Annotated in this window: 20 protein-coding genes and 1 pseudogene; 10 read left to right on the plus strand and 11 right to left on the minus strand. The window is 44.8% G+C overall.

Features of this window, described 5'->3' with window-relative positions; all coding sequences use genetic code 11:
* Positions 1-70: 70 nt before the first annotated feature.
* Genes BBPC_RS07630 through BBPC_RS07680 form a run of 11 tightly spaced genes read right to left on the minus strand, consistent with a single transcriptional unit; the run spans position 71 to position 12,396 of the window.
* Complete coding sequence (locus BBPC_RS07630) at positions 71-1,585, minus strand: lipopolysaccharide biosynthesis protein (RefSeq protein WP_004221143.1); 1,515 nt, start codon at positions 1,583-1,585, stop codon at positions 71-73.
* A 5-nt stretch (positions 1,586-1,590) separates the two neighbouring features.
* A complete protein-coding gene (locus BBPC_RS07635; RefSeq protein WP_004221140.1) occupies positions 1,591-2,694 on the minus strand; it encodes a polysaccharide pyruvyl transferase family protein in 1,104 nt (367 codons plus the stop codon).
* A gap of 15 nt (positions 2,695-2,709) precedes the next feature.
* Positions 2,710-3,729 carry a nitroreductase family protein gene (locus BBPC_RS07640; protein WP_004221138.1) on the minus strand — a complete coding sequence of 340 codons (1,020 nt, stop codon included), beginning with the start codon at positions 3,727-3,729 and terminating at the stop codon, positions 2,710-2,712.
* Between the two features lie 15 nt (positions 3,730-3,744).
* Positions 3,745-4,938, minus strand: coding sequence for a polysaccharide pyruvyl transferase family protein (locus tag BBPC_RS07645; RefSeq protein ID WP_004221134.1), 1,194 nt, complete (start codon positions 4,936-4,938; stop codon positions 3,745-3,747).
* Positions 4,880-5,617: an acyltransferase gene (locus BBPC_RS07650; protein WP_004221132.1), complete on the minus strand. Its 738-nt coding sequence runs from the start codon at positions 5,615-5,617 to the stop codon at positions 4,880-4,882. The genes BBPC_RS07645 and BBPC_RS07650 overlap by 59 nt, the downstream gene beginning before the upstream one ends.
* Before the next feature lie 11 nt (positions 5,618-5,628).
* Entirely contained in the window at positions 5,629-6,597 is a 969-nt protein-coding gene (locus tag BBPC_RS09390) for a DUF6625 family protein (RefSeq protein WP_004221129.1), read from the minus strand.
* A gap of 4 nt (positions 6,598-6,601) precedes the next feature.
* Positions 6,602-7,795, minus strand: coding sequence for an O-antigen ligase family protein (locus BBPC_RS07660; protein ID WP_004221127.1), 1,194 nt, complete (start codon positions 7,793-7,795; stop codon positions 6,602-6,604).
* A gap of 31 nt (positions 7,796-7,826) precedes the next feature.
* A complete protein-coding gene (locus BBPC_RS07665; RefSeq protein ID WP_231857833.1) occupies positions 7,827-8,897 on the minus strand; it encodes a capsular polysaccharide synthesis protein in 1,071 nt (356 codons plus the stop codon).
* On the minus strand, positions 8,834-9,886 hold the full coding sequence (locus BBPC_RS07670; RefSeq protein WP_004221125.1) for a glycosyltransferase: 1,053 nt from the start codon (positions 9,884-9,886) through the stop codon (positions 8,834-8,836). Before BBPC_RS07670 ends, BBPC_RS07665 begins: the two co-directional genes overlap by 64 nt.
* Before the next feature lie 3 nt (positions 9,887-9,889).
* Positions 9,890-11,257, minus strand: coding sequence for a glycosyltransferase (locus tag BBPC_RS07675; protein ID WP_004221124.1), 1,368 nt, complete (start codon positions 11,255-11,257; stop codon positions 9,890-9,892).
* A 2-nt stretch (positions 11,258-11,259) separates the two neighbouring features.
* Positions 11,260-12,396, minus strand: coding sequence for a glycosyltransferase family 4 protein (locus BBPC_RS07680; protein ID WP_004221123.1), 1,137 nt, complete (start codon positions 12,394-12,396; stop codon positions 11,260-11,262).
* Between the two features lie 463 nt (positions 12,397-12,859).
* On the opposite strand from BBPC_RS07680, the gene BBPC_RS07685 reads away from it, so the two are divergent.
* The 10 genes and pseudogenes from BBPC_RS07685 to BBPC_RS10285 form a co-directional block, all read left to right on the plus strand.
* On the plus strand, positions 12,860-13,981 hold the full coding sequence (locus BBPC_RS07685) for a glycosyltransferase family 1 protein (protein ID WP_231857834.1): 1,122 nt from the start codon (positions 12,860-12,862) through the stop codon (positions 13,979-13,981).
* On the plus strand, positions 13,978-15,252 hold the full coding sequence (locus BBPC_RS07690; RefSeq protein ID WP_143247796.1) for a glycosyltransferase family 4 protein: 1,275 nt from the start codon (positions 13,978-13,980) through the stop codon (positions 15,250-15,252). The genes BBPC_RS07685 and BBPC_RS07690 overlap by 4 nt, the downstream gene beginning before the upstream one ends.
* A 4-nt stretch (positions 15,253-15,256) precedes the next feature.
* Positions 15,257-16,672, plus strand: a complete 1,416-nt coding sequence (locus BBPC_RS07695; RefSeq protein WP_004221117.1) for a lipopolysaccharide biosynthesis protein — start codon at positions 15,257-15,259, stop codon at positions 16,670-16,672.
* Positions 16,669-17,706, plus strand: coding sequence for a glycosyltransferase family 2 protein (locus tag BBPC_RS07700; protein WP_047749670.1), 1,038 nt, complete (start codon positions 16,669-16,671; stop codon positions 17,704-17,706). Before BBPC_RS07695 ends, BBPC_RS07700 begins: the two co-directional genes overlap by 4 nt.
* A 96-nt stretch (positions 17,707-17,802) precedes the next feature.
* Positions 17,803-18,420 (plus strand): acyltransferase, encoded by a 618-nt coding sequence (locus BBPC_RS07705; RefSeq protein ID WP_226650412.1) that lies wholly within the window; start codon positions 17,803-17,805, stop codon positions 18,418-18,420.
* Positions 18,421-18,446: 26 nt separating this feature from the next.
* Entirely contained in the window at positions 18,447-19,550 is a 1,104-nt protein-coding gene (locus BBPC_RS07710; protein ID WP_004221111.1) for a polysaccharide pyruvyl transferase family protein, read from the plus strand.
* Between the two features lie 24 nt (positions 19,551-19,574).
* Positions 19,575-20,594, plus strand: a complete 1,020-nt coding sequence (locus BBPC_RS07715) for a nitroreductase family protein (protein ID WP_004221109.1) — start codon at positions 19,575-19,577, stop codon at positions 20,592-20,594.
* A gap of 75 nt (positions 20,595-20,669) precedes the next feature.
* Positions 20,670-20,915, plus strand: a complete 246-nt coding sequence (locus tag BBPC_RS07720) for a hypothetical protein (RefSeq protein ID WP_033524336.1) — start codon at positions 20,670-20,672, stop codon at positions 20,913-20,915.
* A 107-nt stretch (positions 20,916-21,022) separates the two neighbouring features.
* Positions 21,023-22,081: an EpsG family protein gene (locus BBPC_RS07725; RefSeq protein WP_033524337.1), complete on the plus strand. Its 1,059-nt coding sequence runs from the start codon at positions 21,023-21,025 to the stop codon at positions 22,079-22,081.
* Positions 22,082-22,222: 141 nt separating this feature from the next.
* A pseudogene (locus tag BBPC_RS10285) lies at positions 22,223-22,657 on the plus strand (acyltransferase family protein); the annotation flags it as partial.
* Positions 22,658-22,699 lie beyond the last annotated feature (42 nt).

Consider the following 22,699-nt stretch of genomic DNA (forward strand, 5'->3'; position numbering starts at 1 on the left):
CGCCCATACCAAACAACGAAAGACCATTTTTCCTTTTAGGACTTAACCAATACAACCATCAAACCAACCATTAGCGAATCAACTTCTTCCTATGCAGCATAAAAAGAGCCTTCGAGCGCTCAGTTGCTGTTAATGAGATATAGAACGCGCCAATACAAAACAGAACAACATATATCATGCCCCACATCAGGAAAAACATGATGGAATTCACCGGTACGAAATACGTTCCCAGCAAGCATATTCCCGTGACGAAAACCGCCATGATAATGGTAGGTATCTGATTGCGCCAGAAATATAGCATATCCAAACCAATGTGAGTCTGATAGTACCAATTCATGAAAAGACCGGTCCCCAAAACAATACTCACAATGTATCCGACTGCTGTGGCCCAATATCCCATGGAAGGAATCAATAAAATCGATAACACAACATCCAGCACTGCCGTGAAAACATAAATTACACTACGTGTCTTATGCCTGTTTTTCGCACGTTGAATTTCAATGCCGGTATTCTGTGTCAGAGGAATCATAACCGGGAACACCATGATAACAGCCAACCAATATGCGTCCACATTCTGCTGTCCAGCCCACAGCACAACAAAGAATTTCCCTATGATTATGAAACCACCATATATAAACCAGAATATTATCATTTGATAACGTCCAACCCTTGTCATCAATTGAGTTAAGACCTTGTTGTCGTTGCTATCAGCAACGATACGGTTTATCTGTGGAATGAATACATTAGACATAGTCGTGCTCATGGCAAAGAATATATTTCTTATTTGCACGGCAATAGAGAATGTGGCCACAACAGTCGATCCCGCCATCGCTCCCAAAAGAAAATTAGGAACATTATTGTTGACCAAATCGAAAATCTGATTGAGGAAAATCCAAAAACTGAATACTGCTATGGCTTTGAACATTGACCATTGCAAGCCGGTGAAGGTGAAACGCATGCCCAATTTTTTTACTGCATATACAACATTCATCAACAGTAAGGTCATCGTAACCACCAGCATCGCCAATGCCACACCTATGGCTCCCATGCCGCGCCACACTAGCAGCACCGCAAGCAGCGGCTGCACCAGCGTAGTCAACAGTTGCCGTGTTTGCTGATAGACGAAACACTCTTTGGCTGTGATATATGAATTAAATGGACTGGTCATCAATTGCGCAGCAACATTAAGAACCATGAGTACCATTAATTCACGAGCCAGTACCAACTCTCGAGGATTCAATCCCCCGGAGAACAGTAAATCCACATTGAAAGTCAATATCACGCCGCCTATAAGGCATAGTCCAACTACAATCAAATAGATAAGAAGGAATATTCCATTCAGTCGACGGACACTACTTCTCGTTCCATGCGCAATCTCCCTCATGTAGAAACGCACGTAGGCTCCTGAAAAACCCGCGCTTAGCAGGGTCAAAGCGAAAACAACACTATTGGTCATTTGGAACACGCCATAATCGCCTTGGCCTACGAAATGCAACAGCAAAGGCACATACATCAGATTAACGAAGTTCTTCGCGATTACATTGGCATATCCAAGAACCGCTCCCGCCTTGCGTTGGTTAGCCATCCCGCTTATACCTCCATGGCCTTGTCAAGCCATGCCCTGGACTCAGTGCGATGCTGCTGCAGCAGCAAATCTACTTTCCTGTAATCAATTTCCGGCGCAAGCCCATCATCCAACATGACGGAATCGAGTTCAAAAAGACGGAACAGTGTTTCCATGCGGGAATTCATACTTGCTTTACCCTTAGTGCCAGCACGATTGAACACAGTGAACTGCCTATGGAAAAGAATGGAAAAACAGCAGGCATGGTACGAATCAGCAAACACATATTCTGCTTTCGAAAAAAGCTCTACAAAATCCTCCGGACCGGCCACGTATGTTTCAGGATCGCGAAGATCGATCATACGCCGTATACGGCAACCATGCTTCTTGGCATATTCCTGAATAGTACGTTCTTGTTCGGCGCTCGGTTCGCCCAAAAAATAGGTAAGCACGTATTTATCGTCACGCGGAACGAATCCTCTGACAATAGAACGCCAATGCTCCACCGGCACCATGAGCGTCGGATCCAGCACGACCGTTGCCGGTTTCCCAGACAATTCACCAATCAGCTTTGCCCCTTGGTCTTCCCTCACCGAGATGGCGGAAAAACGTGCCAATTGCTTCTTGAAAATCGGCTTCGACTCATCCTTAACCTGATTGATTCCGAAGCTCGCCGCATAACTTATCAGCTTCGTCTTATCGCTCGTCATATCAGCGAGTCTTGCCGACAGCACCCGATTCGATATCCAACGGTCATTCCAAACCTGGTCAGATCCTACGACCACTGCCTTCAGCGCGGCAATATTGTTCGCAATCAAACAAGTGGATGCATATAGCTTGGAGCAAGGAACATACCTGCGCGTAAATGCTTCAGCCCGATACAACCTTTTGAAATCGAGTGCATGTTTTGACGGCAACAAACTCAAAACCTTGTGCGCTACAGGACGAAGTAGAGCAAAAAACCTCTTCTCAATAATCTCATTGGGCTTGCTGACGTTCAAGAATTGGTTTACCGTACTCACCGTACCGTAATCACGCAATACCTGCTGAAGTGCATAATTTTGCAAACGATTACCATAGTTTTTAGGATCATTTACAGTTATGATTCCGATTTCGATTTTTGTTTTCATTATTTCACCATAAACTTAAAGAGCTTTCTTAAAAATGCTTTCCATAGGCAGTCGAGTGGACTGCGGAGTACGGACAGATTCCGGGAAATGACCGACTTCAATGAACATTACGAATATCTCATCGTCGGGCACACTGAGAATCTCTCGCATTTTAGTCTCGGTCTTTCCATCCAGCATCGCATGCAAAGGGCAAGAAGCCAATCCATACGCCTCCAACGACATCAGCAGCATCATACTGAAAAGACCACCGTCGATAAAACCCTGGTTACGCTCGTTTGGCCCCATGAACACGCTGGTTTTGGCAGTGACAAGAAGCAACTGAGGAGGAAGGGCATAACCCCGAACACCTCCCTGAAGCTTCAATACTTCGGCAATTTGATGCGCATCACTAATCAACAAAACACGCGCGGGCTGTCGATTGCAGGCAGACGGAGCTCGAGTGGCGAGTTTCACAGCCTTGACGATTTCTTCTTCGGCGACGGGCCGTGCGGAATACTCTCGCAGGGAATGCCTATTCTCCGCCAATTCGATAAACGTTTTTTGTGCATTATCCGCTTTTTCCGCTGCGGCGACGACAATACTTCCACCATTTTCATCGGTCGCCTGCTTTGCGCGCTCCCAATGTTCAGCGCCAAGATATCGGCGCTGTTCGCTGATATCTTTTCCTGCGGCCTCGTGGCGAGCAATATACTCATGCACTGCGCTCATGCACTCGCGATAGACCGGATTATCGAGATAATCCGAATCAGCAGTCTCCAGTTTTGCAAGCTCGGGCCCAAGTGCTTTGAAAACATGTGCTCCGAATCCATAGCGAAACTCTCGATGCCCGAGACCTTTTTCAATCTGATGTGTTAGAAAAATGATTCGAGTTTGCACTTGCATAAGGCCAGTGGACCATTCGCGGGAAAAAGTCCTGTTGAATCGCTTCGCCTGCAGATTATATTCTTTCCGAAGGATAAGCGAAGACTTAATTTGCCTTAGAGAATTCACAACACTATCAGGAAAAATATTACCGATAACATGCTTAAAACTCATCGAAAAACTCCTTGCTTACAATGCAGTAAAATACTTATCCAAAAACTCACTTGCGACTTTTCTGAAATCCGCAAGCATTGTTTGCACAGGTCCCCAATCAATTTCCCCATCGGCCGTATCGATATCCTTAATTGCGACTTGATTATCAGTGCGACGATCAGAAAGGTCGAAATCTTTCAATACGTCGGTCAGCCGTACTGAATATCGAGGGGGGTCAAATACAATCATCGGTTTGTTGAAGAGAATTGAGAAGCATGTGCCATGGAATGAATCCGTCACCACATAATCAGCATCACGAAATGCTGCCAGCCATTGCTCAGGTGTTGGCTGACAAATTGATTCGCAACCAGCAGAGCCGGGCTTTCGCGGGCTGAAAGTGACGATACGAACTTTCAAACCTTTTTCCTCGGCCAGCTGCTGCGCATAGCCGATCATTCTTTGATTATGATTCAACATATAAATCAATACATATTGATCCTTATACTTCGGCACGCTATGAGAAAGCTCATGCCACAGCTGAGGACGGCAGAGCAGAACGGGATCCTTCAACGCAACAGAACCTTTAATACCCATTTGTTCAAGAATCGACACGCTAGAGCTTTCACGTACAGAAATTGCGTCGAACTGTTCAAGCAAAGGTTTCATCTTCGCGGCTTCGGCATCAGGAATAGATGGGCGTCCGAAACTAGCAGAGAGGGAAATCTTTCGGCAATCCGAAGGAACGTTCTTCAAGGTATATACAGGGTCAATGCCCTTGTTGAGCTCCTCATTCCAAGTTTGGTCGCTACCTACACAATACACCGCTTGCTCGTCAAATCGACCACTACCCGCGATGAATGGATTAGCATCGACCAAATGCAACTGTCTTTCCACGAAAGAGCGGAATAGTTTTTTATTCGTCTTCAACTCTGGAAGTGCGACAAAATATCGAACTATGTTAATGGGCAAAAAGTGATTCATATCCTTAAGATAAATGTCCCGCAAACCCTCATGAGTCCACGCTTCTCGGCAATAGTCGATAAATAACGGCTTGCCGTATGGTCCAAGAACATCGCGCGTTGCCACAGCCTGTAAAACAGTACCATAATTATATGAATCGATTATTGTTGACACATATATATTTTTATCAAACATCGTCACCTTCTTTATCTTAAAGTTTTTCTTTGCAATTTCGAGAACAACAGTATTTAATAAATTCTTCAAAACCATCAAACATAGGTTTCGAATATTTTGATAAATTGACGCTTAATGTAAAACTGCCATCAATGAGATGCATGGTTTGATCAAAAGCTTCGCAACTGCAAATTCCATTTTTATCTGGACTCTCAAACAACCAGAAGTATTCTCTAAAAATTTCTTTAGGCGGTATCTCTCCAGCATGGGACGCACAATAGGTCTTAAATAAATTCAGAGCCTCATCAAGCTGTGAAGCGATTCTCTTATCCCGATATTTCGAAAGCGGCATAAGCACTCTGCATGGGTTGCCTGCCGCTACCGAATCAGCAGGAATATCATGTGTGACAACCGAGCCAGCTCCAATAATGACATTATCGCCAATATTTACATTTTTAAGAATAATCGCATTCATACCAATGAACACATTATTACCAATTGAAACCTGCCCCGTATTTCCGAGCACATCTCCATAACGCCCTTTAAGAACACACCAGTCATATCCATGGTCCACAATCGTGACCCCATGGGTAATCCGCACGTTGCGTCCAATGCTGAGATTAAAAGGATAATTTAGCCCCAAACAATTGCTCTGCGGATCATAAAAATATGTGTCATCACCAATAGAAACTCCTTTCCCTCTCCAGTAGTCAACAAACGCCTTCGAACTAGATTTTTCGCGAAGAATCAATCTTCTAAATAAATCTTTAATCATTTAACCGTCCTTTAAAATTTTTCTTTGAATCTTTTCTTATAAGTATCAATCCAGAACCAATTTAATACATTAAAAAATCTGTTCTGCAATCCGGTTTTAGTTGACGGAAGGAATTTGGCTTTAACAAAACGGTCAGGACGTATCTCCACAATTGGTGACTGTACTATATCAGAAGACATGCGCATACGTCGTGATTGCAAATGCATATACAGATATTGTCGGATACACACATGGTCTTTGTCCCATGAAGCCGAAAACAATCCGTCAGAGCACAGGTAATAACGTGCTAAATGCGCATATCTAAGATCCTCTTCGAATTTTTGCGTCTTAGGGTTGTAAGCAGTCCTAGTAATCTTCGCTTTCTTAGGACTTACATTGAACGACAAATCTTTCTCATATATCTTTGCGTTATCATTTCGAAAAATCGTATGTACATTAAGCCGATCAGGATTCATCGAGCATTTAACATTTTCATCAAATACGTAGATACGATTTGTCGTAAATGCTTCTCTGTAAATTTCACGCCCTTCAAGCGATTTCATAAAACGACGATTGTTTTCAAAGTTGTTTCTATATATAGTCAAATGACCAGCGGCAAAAATTTTGTCGTAATCCTTATCCAGCACAGGAGATAATATCTTTTCAAGATTACCGAAAACGAGATCACAATCACAGTGTCCCCAATATTCATAATCTCGAATGTATTCTTCAAACAAAAAACCATAAGCTGGCTTAAAATCACACAGTTTATAGGCAGTTGTAATGCACGGTTCAAAACCCAACTTTTGCGAAGCGTTAGTCCTAAACTCAGACAGCGTCATCGGTACTACGTGTACATTTTGCGGATAATTATACGGCTCTGTGCTATCAGTAAAAATAAAAAAATCGTAAGCCTGATTATAGCCACATGACTTTAAGAACAAAGGGAAATAATTATTAAATTTACCGAAATACGGTAATATCAAAGCACATTTTTTCATCTCATTATCCCTTCCTCTGATTAATGCTTAATGAAATTACACGAAGCAAAGCCAATACCGCAAAGAAATCCATTCCATAACTTATTTCAACAGTTCCTATGCAAATGAATGCATAGACGAAAGCCACACAAATAAGCATGGCAACGTTATTCGTTGAAGCATGAGTCAAAGCTGTTTTGAAATTTAGTGCAATCAACAAGATGATTATTATGGCGGTAATGTAGCCTCCATATAAGATCCATTCCGCCAAAGCATTCTGGGTATCCGGCGCACCTTTCAGAGCAAAATCGAGCACTTCATAGCTGACTCCATATCCGTATCCCAAAAGCGGTTTCCGAGATAGCACCTTAGGAACGACTTCAAAAATCAGCAATCTACCCGTCATCGTCACATCTTTATGAAGAGTATCTACGATGTAGTTTGCCACAAAGGTAATATGCAAAAAAGACGTGGCGATATACATGAAAACATAACTGAGAACAACCGTGACGGAAGCAGTAATGGGATTATAAACGAATAACGGAAAAATCCTTCCCAGAATAAACCACACAATCATCAGCACTATCGCATTAATCCCGGTAGTGCAGTCCACCTTCAGGCAAATAGCAAAAGTCAGAATAATTAAGCCAACAAACAGTGTTTGATTTATAAAACTTTTACTGTTCTTGAAAAATGCTTTTCGTATCACGAATAACACAACAAATAATACATGAAAATAAGCAATTCTGAATTTATTTCCAATAAGATATATCCCAGAAAAATAAACTGTAACATCCGTAATCAGCAAAACAATCAACGCTACTACATAAAAGACATTTAGAGCCGACCGCAGACGTCTTTTCTCAAAGGCATAGTTTATTACTGCAATAAATTCCAGCAATCCACCTAAAGCCACAATTGCGGCCAAGAACGGATTCCGGGATGTATAGTCATCCCTCGATAAGAAAGAACTAAAGCTAACAACCGCAAAGAACACTAACCAAGGTACAAGACTTAACCAGTTTTTATCAGAAACAATGACAGTTAATTTCAAACAGATGAATATACCTACAATTAATAACATCAGGTAGCGTATATATGCATATGTCTCAATAACAGACGACACATCTACAAAAACCGTCAAAAACGACAAAGCATATATCCACGTGTCTGCTTTTATAGGTTCTCTCACAATCCCTGATAATCGAGCACCGCTCATAGCACTGTTTCTATTGGAAACCATAAGTTATCTACCGTCCCAATAATTTAGCGTAAAATGTGGGCCGCCCATGCACTTCCTTGGGAAAACTCTGTTTCCAAGTAAGCTTGAATAGCCTCGTATCCTCTGTGAGCTTGGACCAATAGCTCTCATCGTACAGCTCATCAAGCACTTTGTATAAATCATCACAACGTGGGTTGTTGGGCTTAATCGCCGCAAATGCATCAGCTATGCCCTTATTATGGCGTTGGGCGAGCACAATGAGGTAATCCGTCAACAAATAATCAACTAAATAATCATTTAATTCCCAATAATGTAAGTAAAAATCACGTAAAGCACGAAAAATCCATCTATTTTTATTTACACAACCAAGCGAATAATTTGCAAAATACCCCTGTGCAACTGAACAATGCAAATAATCCGGACGTTTAATCGAAAACATAGGACTGCCGAAAGCCATATCTGAAAGCGGACCAGTGCAGAAAAAAGTGGCATCCAGCCATAAACCGCCATATTCAGCTAACAAAGACAGACGCAACAAATCAGAAAGATGTGTTCGTGAAATAATTCCTTCAGATTGCTTCTTTTTAACCCACTTCGGAATCTTGATATACTGTTCGACGTTCTGATCAGTAATAATCGTGACCTGATGATTACCTGCATTGTGGCAAATAGATTCCACACAACACTTCACAATTTCTGGGGCATTCTCAAGCCCTTGCCACCAGCAAATCCAAATGCGCCCTTCCATATCTGGATCGACAGGAGCCATCGGTGCATCATAATCATAATTACGATAAAAATCGCCGTATCGCTGTTCGAAATATTTCAACATAATCTCATGCTTACGAATCAATCGATCGCGCACAGCAGGAGGCTCTGCGAATCCGTTATGATTCATTACCTGGATATCCCATTTCGCATGAAACGTCTCTAGAGCATCATTCCATGATGTATACGAGGCGATCTCTTTGGTGGACCGAAGCTCCTCACCGACCCGATGAACAATTCGTTGAATACTGTTATGCCCCACAGCCATCACTTCCACCATCCTTTCTTTTTCAGAACCTGCCGTGCCTCCGCCAAAACAAATACTTCCCATGCCTGGCCGCTGCAAAGTGCTTCATGAAGCATTCGCTGTTGCCTTGGTAATGTCTCCAAGGGATATCCCACACACGCTTCAACACACATGTGGCTCTGTGAGAGTCTACGGATGTTCCTTAATTTATCCCGTACAGACAGACCACTTCCAACAATTAGCCCCACATACAAACGGCAATAGTCAATCGCCATGCGCTTTGTTCGCATGATGCATTCATCATGCTGGTAGGGCTCTTCCTTGGCAAGAAATTGCACCGTATCAACAAATTGTTCGTATTGTGTAAGTTTTTTTGAAGAGAATGAGCGCATTATCGATGAATGGTCGTCCATTCGGTACCGATAATCTGTATCACCAGTAAATGCAACAACATTTGCACACCGATACGCAGATAAGTTAAAAATTGTATCTTCTGATAGAATTGCTTGGAATTTTAACCCATTCACTTTCAAGAAATCATTTCGATAAATCGCTGTCCAAACCCGCATAGGAAATGATTCCACTTCAGTATCTTCCGGAAGATGCCCAAAAAGCCTATTCCGCACAGGCAGAATCTGATCGCTTCCCCTTAAAATTTGCCCTGCCAATGGATGCGCTTTGACAGCTCGGACACTCCCATTGACCATGTCACAGTGACCTCCGACAACAATATCCGCATCGCATTGCGACGCGGCATCATAAAGGCTACTGTACATTGTGGGAGCAATCCAGTCATCGGAATCTACGAAGCCGACATATTCACCAGTCGCATTGGCAATACCAGTATTACGTGCCGGGCCAAGACCTGAATTCTTTTGATGAACAACTTTAATGCGAGAATCTTTTCTAGCATATTCATCTGCTATCGCTCCACAACGGTCAGGGCTACCATCATCAACAAGGATGATTTCAATGTCTTCAAGCGTTTGAACTTGAATGCTATCAACACATTCCTGCAAAAAAGGTTCAACCTTATATATTGGAACGACAACACTGACTTTAGGATTATTCATCACTTATCGCTCCTCTCCCTGATTCTTTGAACGCAATTTAGTCAAGCCAAAATATTTCCGTTCCAACTGCTTCGCATAGGCTTGCTGTCTGCAGTGCGCCGCGACATATTCGGCACACTGATGCTGCATCACGCCATACGCGGATTGGCCAACCGCGGCGGCTTTAAGCAGACCATCCCTCACATCCGTGATGTTTCCGGATTCGAAAGTAAAGCCGGTTTTGTCTTCCTCCACCAGCTCTGGAATGCCACCGATGCTGGCACCGATGATTGGGGTCTGGGCAGCCAAGGATTCCAGACCGGAGTACGGCATGTTCTCCCGCCACTCGGAACTGAGCACGCTGAAACGGGCGTTGCCGACTTCCCGCTGCAGGTCCTCGCCGCTCTTGTACCCCAACAAGTGAATGCGAGACTCGGCCTGCGGGCCAGCTGAGGCGATCAGCTGCTCGATCGCCTCACGTTCCGGACCATCACCCACAATATGCAGATCCCACGCATCAGGAAGCACCTGGACATCCTGGTCACTGCTCCGCATATCGGCACTCCCATTAGCAAGCCCAGTGGCCCACAGGAACGCCTTCACCAAGGTAAGAATGCCCTTCTCTTTGGAAAGTCGCCCGAAGAACAGGAAATACGGCCTCGCCCCAGACTGCGCGTCCTCGAATTTGTGCGTATTCGCCACACGAGCGCCCATCGCCATCTGCGAATCGGTCAGGAAGTTCTGCATGGCGACGGTTTTGCCTGCGAAACCTCCCTCGTCGAGCTTGCTCTTCATGAATTTCGACGGTGCAACTATCAAGTCAATTTTGTCGTACGCATGGTGGAATTTTAGGAATTCCGCCTCCATGGTCGCCAAGGCGCTTTTGGTACGGGAACCTTTCACACACACGTTCTTCACAGCATGCATGAAATGTTTATCCAAGCAAGCGTCGCACACTTCACCATGCCCGTTGACCATAGTGTATGCGGGGCAAACAAGAATATAATCATGCGCCGTATACACCACCGGCACATGATGTTTCTTCAAATACGGTGCATCAAGAATCGAGAGCGTCAGCTGGCGATGCACATTGTTCATGTGGATCACATCTGGCTTGAATTCCTCTAGCAAAGCTTCGAACTTGCGTCTCGCTTCAAAAGAGTAAATCAGTGTGGAAGCTTCCTGAACCTTCTTGAAAGCGGAAATATCCCCCACATAATCCTTTTCGGAAACAAAATATTTACTCCAATAACTTGACTCGTTATTCGGGTGCTGCATGGAGAAGAACGCGACATCGTGGCCGAGCGCACGTAAGCCTTCCGACAATGCGAAGAAATAGGTTTCCGCACCACCTTTGCGATAGAAATATTTGTTCACTAGGAGAATTCGCATGCTCACTCTCCCCCATACAGGTTCAGTGTTTGATCGGTGACGTCATCCCAGCTATATTTGCTGACGATGTAATCTGCAGCATTTGCCTTGTAACGTTGTACAAGATCATCGTTTTCGAGCAATTCCTGAAGTTTTTCCCGCAGGGATTCAACAGAACCATGCTGGAATGTCGCTGCGTGCCCTTCCACTACCTCCGCACATTCCGGAATGTCGGACGTAAGGCAGCAGTTACCGTAACTCATGGCTTCCAGCAGACTCATCGGCATGCCCTCCAAGTCGCTTGGGAGCACATAAATATAAGCATTGCTATAGAGCTCTTTGAGTGCCTGCCCTTGTATGAAGCCGGTCAAAATAACACGAGAATCCTGATTAGCCATCTGCTGAATATGCTGGTAATACTCGTTGGAGTCGGAAGCGCCTCCAGCGATGACAAGCTTTTTGTTCGTATTCAGCTTGTTGAACGCCTCGATAAGGTAATGCACGCCTTTCTCGGGAACAATACGCCCGAGAAACAGTACATAGTCGTTCTTGTGAAGACCATATTTTTCGGTAATTTCCTGCGCCGAAACCGGCTCACCATATTCAATGCCATTGGGAATGAAATGTGTACCGCGACCATATTTTTCTTGAAAATACTGCCGCATGCTTTCGCTGAGCACTATGATTTCATCCGCGCATTTCACTGCGGTACGTTCTCCGAACTTGAGATATGTGGAAGCGAACTTGCCCCATTTGGCACGCTGCCAGTCAAGACCGTGAATGGTCGCTACCGTGCGAATGCCCGTCCAATGCGCCAGACGCAGCATGACGCAGGGACCTTCGGCATGATAGTGGATCACGTCCGGTTTGGCCGCAATGGCTTTCAGCGTCGCAAAGAATGAGGAGGTCAACGCCGCCAAACCTTTCGCTTCAAAAGTCGGCACTGGAACAACACGCACGCCGTTATATACAAAGGGCTTATTTGCGGAATGAACGTTTCCATCGAATTCGGCGCCCGCAACATTATGTCCCTTGCGATTGTATGCGATGACCTTATGCCCCTTTGCGGCCATACGCGTAGCTAGTTCATCTACAACGATTTCGATGCCGCCTTCACGCGAAGGAATGCGCTTATGACCTATCATCACGATACTAACCATCACCGGTCGCCCTTAGTTATTCAGAATGCCGGGATAATGCCACAAGCGTTATGCATGGCAGCGGATTGCACAGTCTGACCACTAGCCAAACCGACGTAACGGCCGTTATCGGCTCTTCTTGCAATCGATCGACCTGTGGTCGGCATGCGAGTCCCGTCCTTTCCCTCCAAATGAACCCCGAATTGGTGTTTTTCAAGCGCAACGCGAAACGCGCAGGAACTGCCAAACCCCGTTCATTATCTGCCAAAGTCGATTTTTACATCCCCCTCAGACACACCCAGCCCCCCATCACTCACTTCGGGGGTATTCTTCACGGGTTTTCCATGAACACTTTGCTTGTTCGTGACTTAAAAACTGTGTTTGGAATCTGCTTCAGTCGGTTTTCCGGACGTTTCTAAATGAGCGAAAAGAGCCGATAACGGCCGTTATGTCGGCTTAGTCCCGGTTCGAGGACGGTAATCCAGTGCCGATTCGCGTAGCCCAGGTCATGGGAAAGATGCTTGGCGGTGGTGTCGAATCCGTAGTGATGAACTACTACCGCCATATCGACCGTAGCAAAGTGCAGTTCGATTTTTTGGTGGATGCCGATTCGACTCGCGTTCCAGAAGAGGAAATCAAAGCGTTGGGCGGCCGCGTTTTTCGCATCCCTCCATACCAGCATCCCCTTCGCTACCGCAAGGAATTGGTCAGGCTTTTCCATGAGGAACACTGGCCGATCGTGCACAGCCACATCAATACGCTCAGCGTATTCCCATTGTCTGCGGCCAAAAAGGCTGGAGTGCCGGTCCGTATCGCCCACTCGCATTCCACGATGGGCAAGGGCGAGTTTGCCAAGAACCTGATGAAGCTTGCACTGCGTCCGCTCTCGAACCTTTACCCTACAGAATGTTTCGCATGCAGTGAATACGCCGGAAAATGGCTGTTCGGCAGAGACGCTGACTTCACAGTGATTCCCAACGCCATCGAACTGGAGAAGTTCCATTTCGACCCAGTCCTTCGCCAGGAAACCCGCAAGGAACTCGGCATAGCCGATGGTATGTTCCTGATTGGCCATGTGGGTCGTTTCATGCCGCAGAAGAATCAGGCTTTCCTTGTCGACGTTCTCGCCGAGCTCCTTCCCCAGAAGCCGGACACGATACTCGCGTTCGTTGGTGACGGTCCAGACAGACCAGACGTACAGCAGCACGCCCAAGAACTCGGCATTGGTGACCACATTCTGTTCTTGGGCCAGCGCACGGACGTCAACCACCTTTACCAGGCGTTCGATGCTTTCTGTCTGCCGAGCCGTTATGAAGGTCTCGGCATGGTCGCCATCGAAGCCCAGGTCGCCGGATGCCCCTGTGTCCTCAGCAATCAGGTTCCGCACGAAGCCGATATTTCCAGAAAAACATCTTTCATAAGCTTGGAAAATAAATCTTCTTGGATTTCAACTGTACTCAACATTTCCTCGCAAACAGCGAATCGGCAGATTGAAACATCAAACACATGTGCTGAAAAATATGACATTTCAGCCAGTGCGAATCGTCTGACCTCTCTGTACGTAAGCAGTGCGGAAAGCGCGAATGGATGGGAGGAAACGCTGTGAATCCTCGCGTTGCTGTAATCACTTCAGGCTATTTGCCAGTACCGAATGTTCTCGGCGGAGCTGTCGAAGCATTGGACATGATGATGGTTCAGGAGAATGAGAAGACTCCGAATTTTGATTTCACTGTTTTTTCTTCTTGGGCACCCGGCGTAGATCAGATCGTGGGTGAAGGTAATTTCAAGCATACTGATTTCTGCTTTATCAAGACGCCATTGCTGGTTCGCGCGGCGGATCGTTGCATTTATTGGGCAGCCAAACATGTGCTCCACAAAAAGAAGCTCATGAGCTATCGGTATATTGCGCAACGCCTGTGGTATATCAACAAGGTTTCCAAGAAGCTCGCACAGCCCGCAAAGAATGGCGGCCCAGCTTTCGACAAGATAATGATCGAAAACCACGCAACATTGTTCATGACCATGCAGAAGCACGGTAATTCCGAGCGATATGCGGGAAAAGTGTATTACCACCTGCATAACGAAGTTCTTAATGATTTCGGCTGCATTAAAGAGATTTCCAAAGTCAAAAAAGTACTTGGAGTTTCCAAATATATTGTTGGCACGCTTGACACGTATTTAAGAGAGCATGGTGAGCCTGGTCTGCGCGAAAATCAGAAAGCTGTATGGCGTAATGGCGTCGACACAAGCCGGTTTGGTTCGGAGGAGGCTAATAGCAAGGCGATTGAATTTCGAAAGAAATTCAATATAGCCGAGAATGATATTGTTTTCCTGTTTTCCGGGCGTCTTACTCCGGAAAAAGGCGCTGAAGAACTATTGAAAGCGTTTACTGAAGTAGCGCAGAAAGTTCCCAATGCCAAGCTGGTTGTTGCCGGAGCTTTCTTCTTTAATTCGAATATCGTGAGTCCATTTGAACAGAAACTTCGCGATTTAGCTTCAAATCCTGTTGTGAAGGATCGAATCATCTTCACTGGCTTTGTGAATTACGAAGATATGCCAGCTATTTATGCCATGGCCGATATATGCGTATTGCCGTCAATTTGGGACGATCCAGCACCCCTCGCGGTAATCGAAAGCTTGGTTTCTGGTAAGCCGCTCATCACCACTCGTTCCGGAGGCATCCCCGAATACGCCGATGGGCAGTCAGCCATCATCCTTGAACGTAGCGATCAACTTGTTGACCAGCTTGCTGATGCTATGACAAAGATTGCTCGAGACTCCGACGAACGTGATGCCATGGGCGCGCATAAAACAGCATTACGTTCCGAATTCAATAAAGAAACATACATGGCACAATTAGCCATTCGTCTGAGGTGACTACGTGGGTAAGTACAAGAATCTGCTAGTCAATGTCGGCATCTTCGGACTCAGCGCAGTAGCCACCAAACTGATGGCATTCATACTGATGCCGTTGTATACCCTGTACCTATCTACAGAGGAATACGGCATCATGGACATGGCTACCATCATGGTGACCACATTATTCCCTGTACTAACTCTGCTCATCAGCGAGGGCATGCTCCGTTTTACGCTTGATGATAAGTCAAAAGCTGCGTTTTATATTACCGAAACCATGCTGGTCATGTTGGCAAGCTGTGTGCTTTTGGCAATTATTCTGCCAGTATTTGATTTGCCTATTTTTGGTGGATTAGGTAGATATAAAATTTGGTTCTTGTTGTCCTATGCGGCGTTGTGTTTTCCCTCTGTGATGGGTACTGTCGCTAGGGCTATGGATCAGATGAAACTCATTGCTTACGCCTCAATATTGTCTGCGCTTATTATGGGCGTGCTTGCTTATGCGTTGATTGCCGGAATGAATCTCGGTCTTATGGGGTATTTCTACTCTTATATCGTAGGCAATGGTTCAGCGATCCTGGTATATCTTTTCGCCGGTAAGCAGTATCAGTTTATCGATTTTACAGTATGGCGAAACAACGCGTCTCTTCGTAAGCAGCTTTGGCGCTACTCGCTGCCATTGGCTCCGAATTCATTGTGCAACCAGATTCAGACGACGGTTAGTCGTTTCATCATTACAGGCGTACTGGGTATTTCCGCTTCTGGTTTGTATGCTGCAGCTTCAAAGATTCCTAATTTGCTTAATGTGCTTCAACAGATTGTTCAACAGGCTTGGCAACTTTCCACGTTCCAAGAGTTTAAAAGCTCCGGGCTCAAGCATTTCTATGATGTAATCTGGCGTGTGTACCATGCCCTGATGTCGGTAGGAAGCGCATTGGTAATCACACTCTCTCCGTTCATCGCTAGGGTGCTTATGCAGCGCCAGTTTTACTCGGCATGGCCTCTTATATCCATTCTTGTGCTTGCCTTTTATCTTAGTGCTATCAACAACTTTCTTGGCACGATTTATCAGGCTTATATGCGTACAAAGCCGTTACTTGTGGCTACAGTTGTGGGAGCTGCAGCATGCCTCGCATTTACCGCTATCCTCGTACATGACTGGGGTATTTCAGCTGCTGCATTCGGCGTGTTTGTCGGTAGCTTGGTGATTTTCGTGGTTCGTGTGATTGATGTGCGTCGTCTGATGGCCATCAATATGAGGCCGATTCCTACGGCCATTACCATGACGCTGCTTACTGTCCAGTCCTTGGTAACCTCGAATCAATGTAACCATTATCTATTCTGGTCATCGATTTGTCTGCTGCTTATTGCATTCGTGCAATGTTATGAACTTAAGCCTCTTATTACTCTGATATTCACAAGGAGGAAGTACACAGCATGAGTACTAATCCATCTGCCATGCCTGAGAAAACCCGAACTGAAGATCTCCCCCTGATTTCAGTGATTGTTCCTGTGTACAAGGTTGAGCGCTATCTTGACCGTTGTATACAGTCAATTGTCGACCAGACGTATCGAAATTTGGAAATCATTCTGGTCGATGATGGCTCTCCGGACGCTTGCCCTGATATGTGTGATGCTTGGGCGGCAAGAGATTGCAGGATCCGTGTCATTCATCAGGAGAACCGAGGATTAGGTGCCGCTCGAAATAGCGGAATCAGAATCAGCACCGGAGAGCTTATCGGTTTCGTTGATTCTGATGATTGGTTAGAACCGACTATGTATGAAGTCCTATATCGTTCTCTCACCAAAGAAAACGCTGATACCTCCATGATCACCGGTGTCTTGGAATATCCTAACGGACGACAAATATATCTTTATCATCCTGATTTACATCTGGTAATGACCACTTCGGAATCCTTTAAATACATTAATCTGCCAGGTTATTCGACAATCTCTGCTTGGAGCAAGCTCATCAAACGTTCCACTCTAGGAAATATTCGTTTCCCGGAAGGGTGCACTGGCGAAGATTGGCAATTCACCTACGATATACTTGCAGCGAGCGTACGAACTACTTTTGATTCAACGCCGCAGTACCATTATCGACAAGTTGCGGGAAGCCTTTCTAACACGAGCACAAATTTCAATTTTGCTGGTTACGAAGCTACCAAAAACATGGTGAAACTGGTACATCAAAAATTCCCCGAACAGCTTCCTTTTGCGTTGTATGGACAAATGAGAAGTATGGTGAGCCTTTATGATCAGGCTCTTGTCACGGGGCATGCTAAAGAACAGCAATGGCGAGATTTCGCAGAAGACACTCGCACTTTCGTCAATCAAAACATGAAAGCTGTTACTGAATCCGTGACGCTCCCTCGTGGGCGTCGCCTGCAGCTCAAACTCATGGCCATCTCTCCAACGCTTTATGGCGTGTTTTTCTTACTTCATAAACGTATTCATCCGGAACGGAGCAAGTGAAAAATGAGCATTAAACAACTTGCGATGCGGTTAGTTTATGGCCACAAGGCTTCATCGGAGCAATACATATCATGGCTCCGAAGCCAGGGAGTACACGTGGGACAGCATGTGCATCTATATACGCCATGGTCCATCAGAATCGATACTCAGAGACCTTGGATGATTGAAATCGGCGATAACGTACATATCACCGCAGATTGCTCTATTTTGCAGCATGACTATAGCTGGGCAGTAATACAACGCCTTACGGGTGAAGTGCTGGGATCATGCGGAACGGTTCGTATTGGCAATAATGTTTTTGTCGGTCAGAAGTCGTTGATTCTCAAAGGAGCTGAGATCGGAGACAACACCATCATCGGAGCTGGCAGCGTGGTGACAGGCCGTTTGGATGGGAACGCTGTATATGCCGGTGCTCCGGCAAAGAAAATCTCTTCCTTGGAAGCGTATATCGACAAACGCCGCAAACTTCAATTAAATGAAGCCGTGTTATTAGTACGTGAGTACGAGCAGACATATGGAAAGCGGCCGCCAAAAAAGCTACTTCGGGAATTCTTCTGGCTGTTTGAGCCTAGGAACACTCAGCTGGATGAGGTATTCCAAAAGGTTTTCCAGCTTGATAACAATACCGAACGTTCACAGCAAGCGTTTGTTCAAAGCGAACCTATGTTTAGCAGCTATGAGGCATTCCTCAAATACGTTGAATCAAATTCTTAACAGCTAGCACAGAGAAAGAGGCTTCTATGAAAGACTCAATTACTTCTTACACCATTACCTGCAGCAGACCAACTAATTATGGCGCTGTTCTGCAAACTTACGGCTTGAACACCGCTCTACGCAAGATGGGTGTGGACGCCAAGGTGCTGGATTACAACCCCAAATACTACTACACGTCTACGCGGCCGCTGCCTATTCGCATGCTTCGCGCCATCGTACGCTTCCCTGATTTGGTCAAGGGGCGCAAAGTGTTCGGCAAATTCCTTGAGGACTACATACCTATGAGCGCCAAAACTTACCGTACGCTTGCCGAGATTGAGGCTGACACCCCCCAATCCGACGTCTATATTTGTGGCAGCGACCAAATTTGGAACTGTAAGAACAAGCTTAATGGTAAAGATGATGCGTTCTTCCTGTCATTTGCGCCTGCGGGCGCTCGCAAAGTAGCGTATGCTGCCAGCATTGCCATGCCTGAAATTCCTGACGATCAGAAGGATCGTTATCGTAGACTGATTTCCGATTTCGATGCCGTGTCTGTGCGCGAACCGTCGTCGGTGCCCATGCTTGAAGATCTCGGCATTAGTAATGTTCAATCCGTCATTGACCCAGTATTTCTGCTTGAGAAGGATGATTGGAACGTAATCGCCGATGCCAGCGATTTCACTCCTACTGAAGATTACGTACTGGTGTATGGCTATAACCGCCAGAAAGATGTATACGCTTATGCACGTCGGCTTGCCAAGAAGCTAGGCGTGAAAGTCTATACCATCGGTACTGCCATCGAAGATTACACACTTGATCAGGACCGTTATTTTTGGAATGCTTCTCCTAACACTTTTGTGAACCTGATTCGCAATGCGAAAGCCGTGGTGACAAATTCATTCCATGGCACTGTGTTCTCTATTGTGTACAACAAACCATTCCACTTCTTTACAGTTAAGCAGACCACAAATTCACGCATGCTCGACCTGCTGGATTCGCTGGCGTTAAAAGACAGACATGTTACCAGTGGCGACCTGCTGAGCAACCACATCGACTATACGCAGCCGAATACTCTACTCGCTTCATTACGTAAACAGTCATTAGCTTATTTACACAGCAGCGTATCGGAACCACTAAATCAGCATTAATCAAGAGTCCAAAGGAATGTCATTATGAATTGGAAGAGCACTGTAGAACAGTGGATGCCAAAACCGCTTATCGCTCCTCTCAAGAATCTGCGTCAAAGCATTCATCTATATCAAGATTCGTGGGCACAAGCCAAGCGGTTTAATCGTAGCTACTCTCGCATTATGCCCCATGAACGAGTAAGAATCGAGACACGAGTGATGTTTCTCAGCCATCAAATTGAAAAGGGTCTGAGCCATCACAATTTTCGCTATGGGTTTGGGAAAAAAGTTTTTAACGAGCTTCCGACCCTGCTTACACGTCTGGAACAAGCAGATCTGAATTTCGCTAATAACACTGTGTACAAAGAAAGTCTTGCTGCGCTTCATGAGTACATGCAGCGTCATCTCGATGCGGAGAAAGATATTTCTTGGCAGCAATCGTTATTCACTACAGATCAGTGGCAACACATTATGAATGCCGAATCAAACGATGGTGGAAGCATTTCTATCCGTAAAAGTGACAAGCTCAATAACAAAGATCTTTCCTTTGCTGCGTTAAGTGAAAATAGACATTCAGTTCGTGAATTTGCTGATGAGCCGGTATCCCTAGACGAACTTAACCAGGCAATTCAGATGGCCATGCGCACTCCATCAGTGTGTAACAGGCAACCCACCAGAGTGCATGTCATTCTCGACAAGGAAGTTATCGCAAAGGCTTTGCACATTCAAGGTGGTGTTAATGGATATCCAGCCCCTCCCGCATTGCTGATGATTACTTCTGACTTGCGCGCGTTTATGACATCTTATGAGCGCAATGAGGGATATACCGACGGTGGCCTGTTCGGAATGTCACTACTATTATCTTTGGAATCTTTGGGAATTGGAGCTTGTCCGCTCAATACCATGTTTACGGCAACTGCAGAAAAGAAAACCCGCAAACTTTTGCATTTGCCTGATAACGAAGTACCCGTCATGTATATCGAAGTTGGACATTTCTTGGACGAAACACGTACCTGTCGGTCCACTCGATTCCAAGGCTCAGATATTACCTCGGTCTTGCAGTAACCACAGACTGATATTCCCGTTCGCGTACTTGCATCTGCGTGATCAGATAGTCGCATAATCAGCAAGGAGTCTTCCATGGATGCACTCTCTGTTTTCGTCACTACATCATTGCTCAAAGCTGGAGCGCAAGTTGCCGGATTGCCATTGACGCTGAATTTGCTACTTACTGCATATGTAATTCTTCGTCATCCAAACCGAACTTTATTGATGATGAAGAGGTTTCGCGGATTGGCCGTGGCTTACGGAGCTCTGTTTGCGTCTGGTCTGCCATACATGTCTCAAGGGCGGATGTCTTTAGACATGTATGGCAATGGTTTATGAAGCGTTAGTCGTATTTGATCAACTGGCTATGCTGTTTGTTCTATGGGATGAATTTTCTTGAACAAAACCCCTTTTTGTGAATATAAAACATCAAAATAAGGAAAAGAATGTTTATTTATATAACATCTGTTTTCTGCTGCATACTTTTGGTATGTGTTGCAGATAAATTAAATAAAAAAGCAGAGGTTTTACCTTTTGCTATTGTTTTTTTGATTTTATTTACAATATCTGGATTCCGATATGGAGTTGGAACAGATTATTTTTTTACATATGTTCCAACTTATAAACAGATATATAATGGCACACCTCCACCAATGGAGCCAATATTTCTATGGCTTAACAAGCTATGCATTGATTTTGCAGGTAGTTGGTATCAATCTATATTTATTATTACAAGCTTTATTTTCATAGGTTTAATATATATTGTTATATATAATATGCCATGTTCAAAAGTTCTACTGACTGTTTCTTTTTTGTGTGGTGGGTATTTCTTATACTCATTTAATGTGGTTCGCCAGACAATAGCTACCGCACTATTCTGTTGTGCATTATTGTTTGTGGAAAGAAATATGGATGGCAAAAAACGATTACAGAGTCTTTTTGCAGCTTTTTTCTTGGTTGCGATAGCGGTAGGTTTTCATTATTCCGCTCTAATTTATTTTGTTGTTATCACTCTCCTCTATCTAAAGCTTGACAAAAAAATATATTTGTCCCTTTTTTTCGCTTCGGCTGTTCTCGTACCTACTTTCGTTGCAGTTATTGGCATTTTGCTCAAAGGGACAAAGTATGAGAATTATATATCCGGCTACTGGCCAGATCCCAGCAAAGCATTTTCATTATCATCTTTACTATTTGTAGGTTTCTTCTTTGTTTATTTGTTTACGGAATCTAAAGAGGATGATCATTGGTTTAATATTTTTAGAAATTTACATTTCATAGGATCCATAGCTATTATGATTGGCCTGTTTATACCACTAGGTCAGAGAGTTTCTGCATTGTTTTATTTGCTTAATTTTCTTAGCATACCGTACTATATTGAATACTATATAACAGAAAAAAATAAAATGCTTATAAAGATATTATATTTATCTTTTTGTTTTTTCATGTTCCTGCACACATTGGCAGTTAATGGAAATGGTATTTTACCATACCATTTCGCTATATGATAAGTTAATGTGACCGTTGGTTGCGATGCTTTTAGATTGAGAAGCGGGGAGTTTAATTACAGTATGGGATTTTGCCTCAACGAAGTTTTTGAATAATGCTTGGATAATGATGTATTGTGTTTTGTAAAGAAAAGAAAGTAAATGAGGAGATTATACTCTAGGCTGGCTGCACTCGATTCGCTACGAGGCTTCGGCATACTACTAGTTGTTTTGGGACACACATCATGGTCTGCTGGTCTGGTGTCGTGGATTTTTTCATTCCATATGCCATTGTTCTTCATCATTTCAGGAATGCTGTTTCACGAAAGGCAGTTTCTGGATTCATTCAAGAGGAGAGCGATAAGGCTACTCGTGCCATACGTGTTCTTCGGAACGGTGACTCTTGCGTATTGGGCTCTTATCGAGCGACGTCTCAGGGGAGACGAAGGATCTGTTCCGAATGCGCTGGCAAATATTGTTCTCGCTCGCGCAGGTAGCGATAATTACCCGCAGAATGCGGCGCTTTGGTTCCTGCCATGCCTTTTCGTTACGGAGATGCTTTTCCTAGGATTCTTCCTTCTTGTCAATAAAGCGGGTTCTGTCGAGACGAAAACCGTAATGGGGGGGGCTGGCGTAATC

The organism is Bifidobacterium pseudocatenulatum DSM 20438 = JCM 1200 = LMG 10505 (assembly GCF_001025215.1).
Taxonomy (GTDB): domain Bacteria; phylum Actinomycetota; class Actinomycetes; order Actinomycetales; family Bifidobacteriaceae; genus Bifidobacterium; species Bifidobacterium pseudocatenulatum.

Bases quoted from the DNA above. Each gene is read 5' to 3' on its own strand.
- BBPC_RS07630 (WP_004221143.1), bottom strand. From the start codon at position 1,585: ATGGCTAACCAACGCAAGGCGGGAGCGGTTCTTGGATATGCCAATGTA.
- BBPC_RS07635 (WP_004221140.1), bottom strand. From the start codon at position 2,694: ATGAAAACAAAAATCGAAATCGGAATCATAACTGTAAATGATCCTAAA.
- BBPC_RS07640 (WP_004221138.1), bottom strand. From the start codon at position 3,729: ATGAGTTTTAAGCATGTTATCGGTAATATTTTTCCTGATAGTGTTGTG.
- BBPC_RS07645 (WP_004221134.1), bottom strand. From the start codon at position 4,938: ATGGTTTTGAAGAATTTATTAAATACTGTTGTTCTCGAAATTGCAAAG.
- BBPC_RS07650 (WP_004221132.1), bottom strand. From the start codon at position 5,617: ATGATTAAAGATTTATTTAGAAGATTGATTCTTCGCGAAAAATCTAGT.
- BBPC_RS09390 (WP_004221129.1), bottom strand. From the start codon at position 6,597: ATGAAAAAATGTGCTTTGATATTACCGTATTTCGGTAAATTTAATAAT.
- BBPC_RS07660 (WP_004221127.1), bottom strand. From the start codon at position 7,795: ATGAGCGGTGCTCGATTATCAGGGATTGTGAGAGAACCTATAAAAGCA.
- BBPC_RS07665 (WP_231857833.1), bottom strand. From the start codon at position 8,897: ATGGGAAGTATTTGTTTTGGCGGAGGCACGGCAGGTTCTGAAAAAGAA.
- BBPC_RS07670 (WP_004221125.1), bottom strand. From the start codon at position 9,886: ATGAATAATCCTAAAGTCAGTGTTGTCGTTCCAATATATAAGGTTGAA.
- BBPC_RS07675 (WP_004221124.1), bottom strand. From the start codon at position 11,257: ATGCGAATTCTCCTAGTGAACAAATATTTCTATCGCAAAGGTGGTGCG.
- BBPC_RS07680 (WP_004221123.1), bottom strand. From the start codon at position 12,396: ATGGTTAGTATCGTGATGATAGGTCATAAGCGCATTCCTTCGCGTGAA.
- BBPC_RS07700 (WP_047749670.1), top strand. From the start codon at position 16,669: ATGAGTACTAATCCATCTGCCATGCCTGAGAAAACCCGAACTGAAGAT.
- BBPC_RS07710 (WP_004221111.1), top strand. From the start codon at position 18,447: ATGAAAGACTCAATTACTTCTTACACCATTACCTGCAGCAGACCAACT.
- BBPC_RS07715 (WP_004221109.1), top strand. From the start codon at position 19,575: ATGAATTGGAAGAGCACTGTAGAACAGTGGATGCCAAAACCGCTTATC.
- BBPC_RS07720 (WP_033524336.1), top strand. From the start codon at position 20,670: ATGGATGCACTCTCTGTTTTCGTCACTACATCATTGCTCAAAGCTGGA.
- BBPC_RS07725 (WP_033524337.1), top strand. From the start codon at position 21,023: ATGTTTATTTATATAACATCTGTTTTCTGCTGCATACTTTTGGTATGT.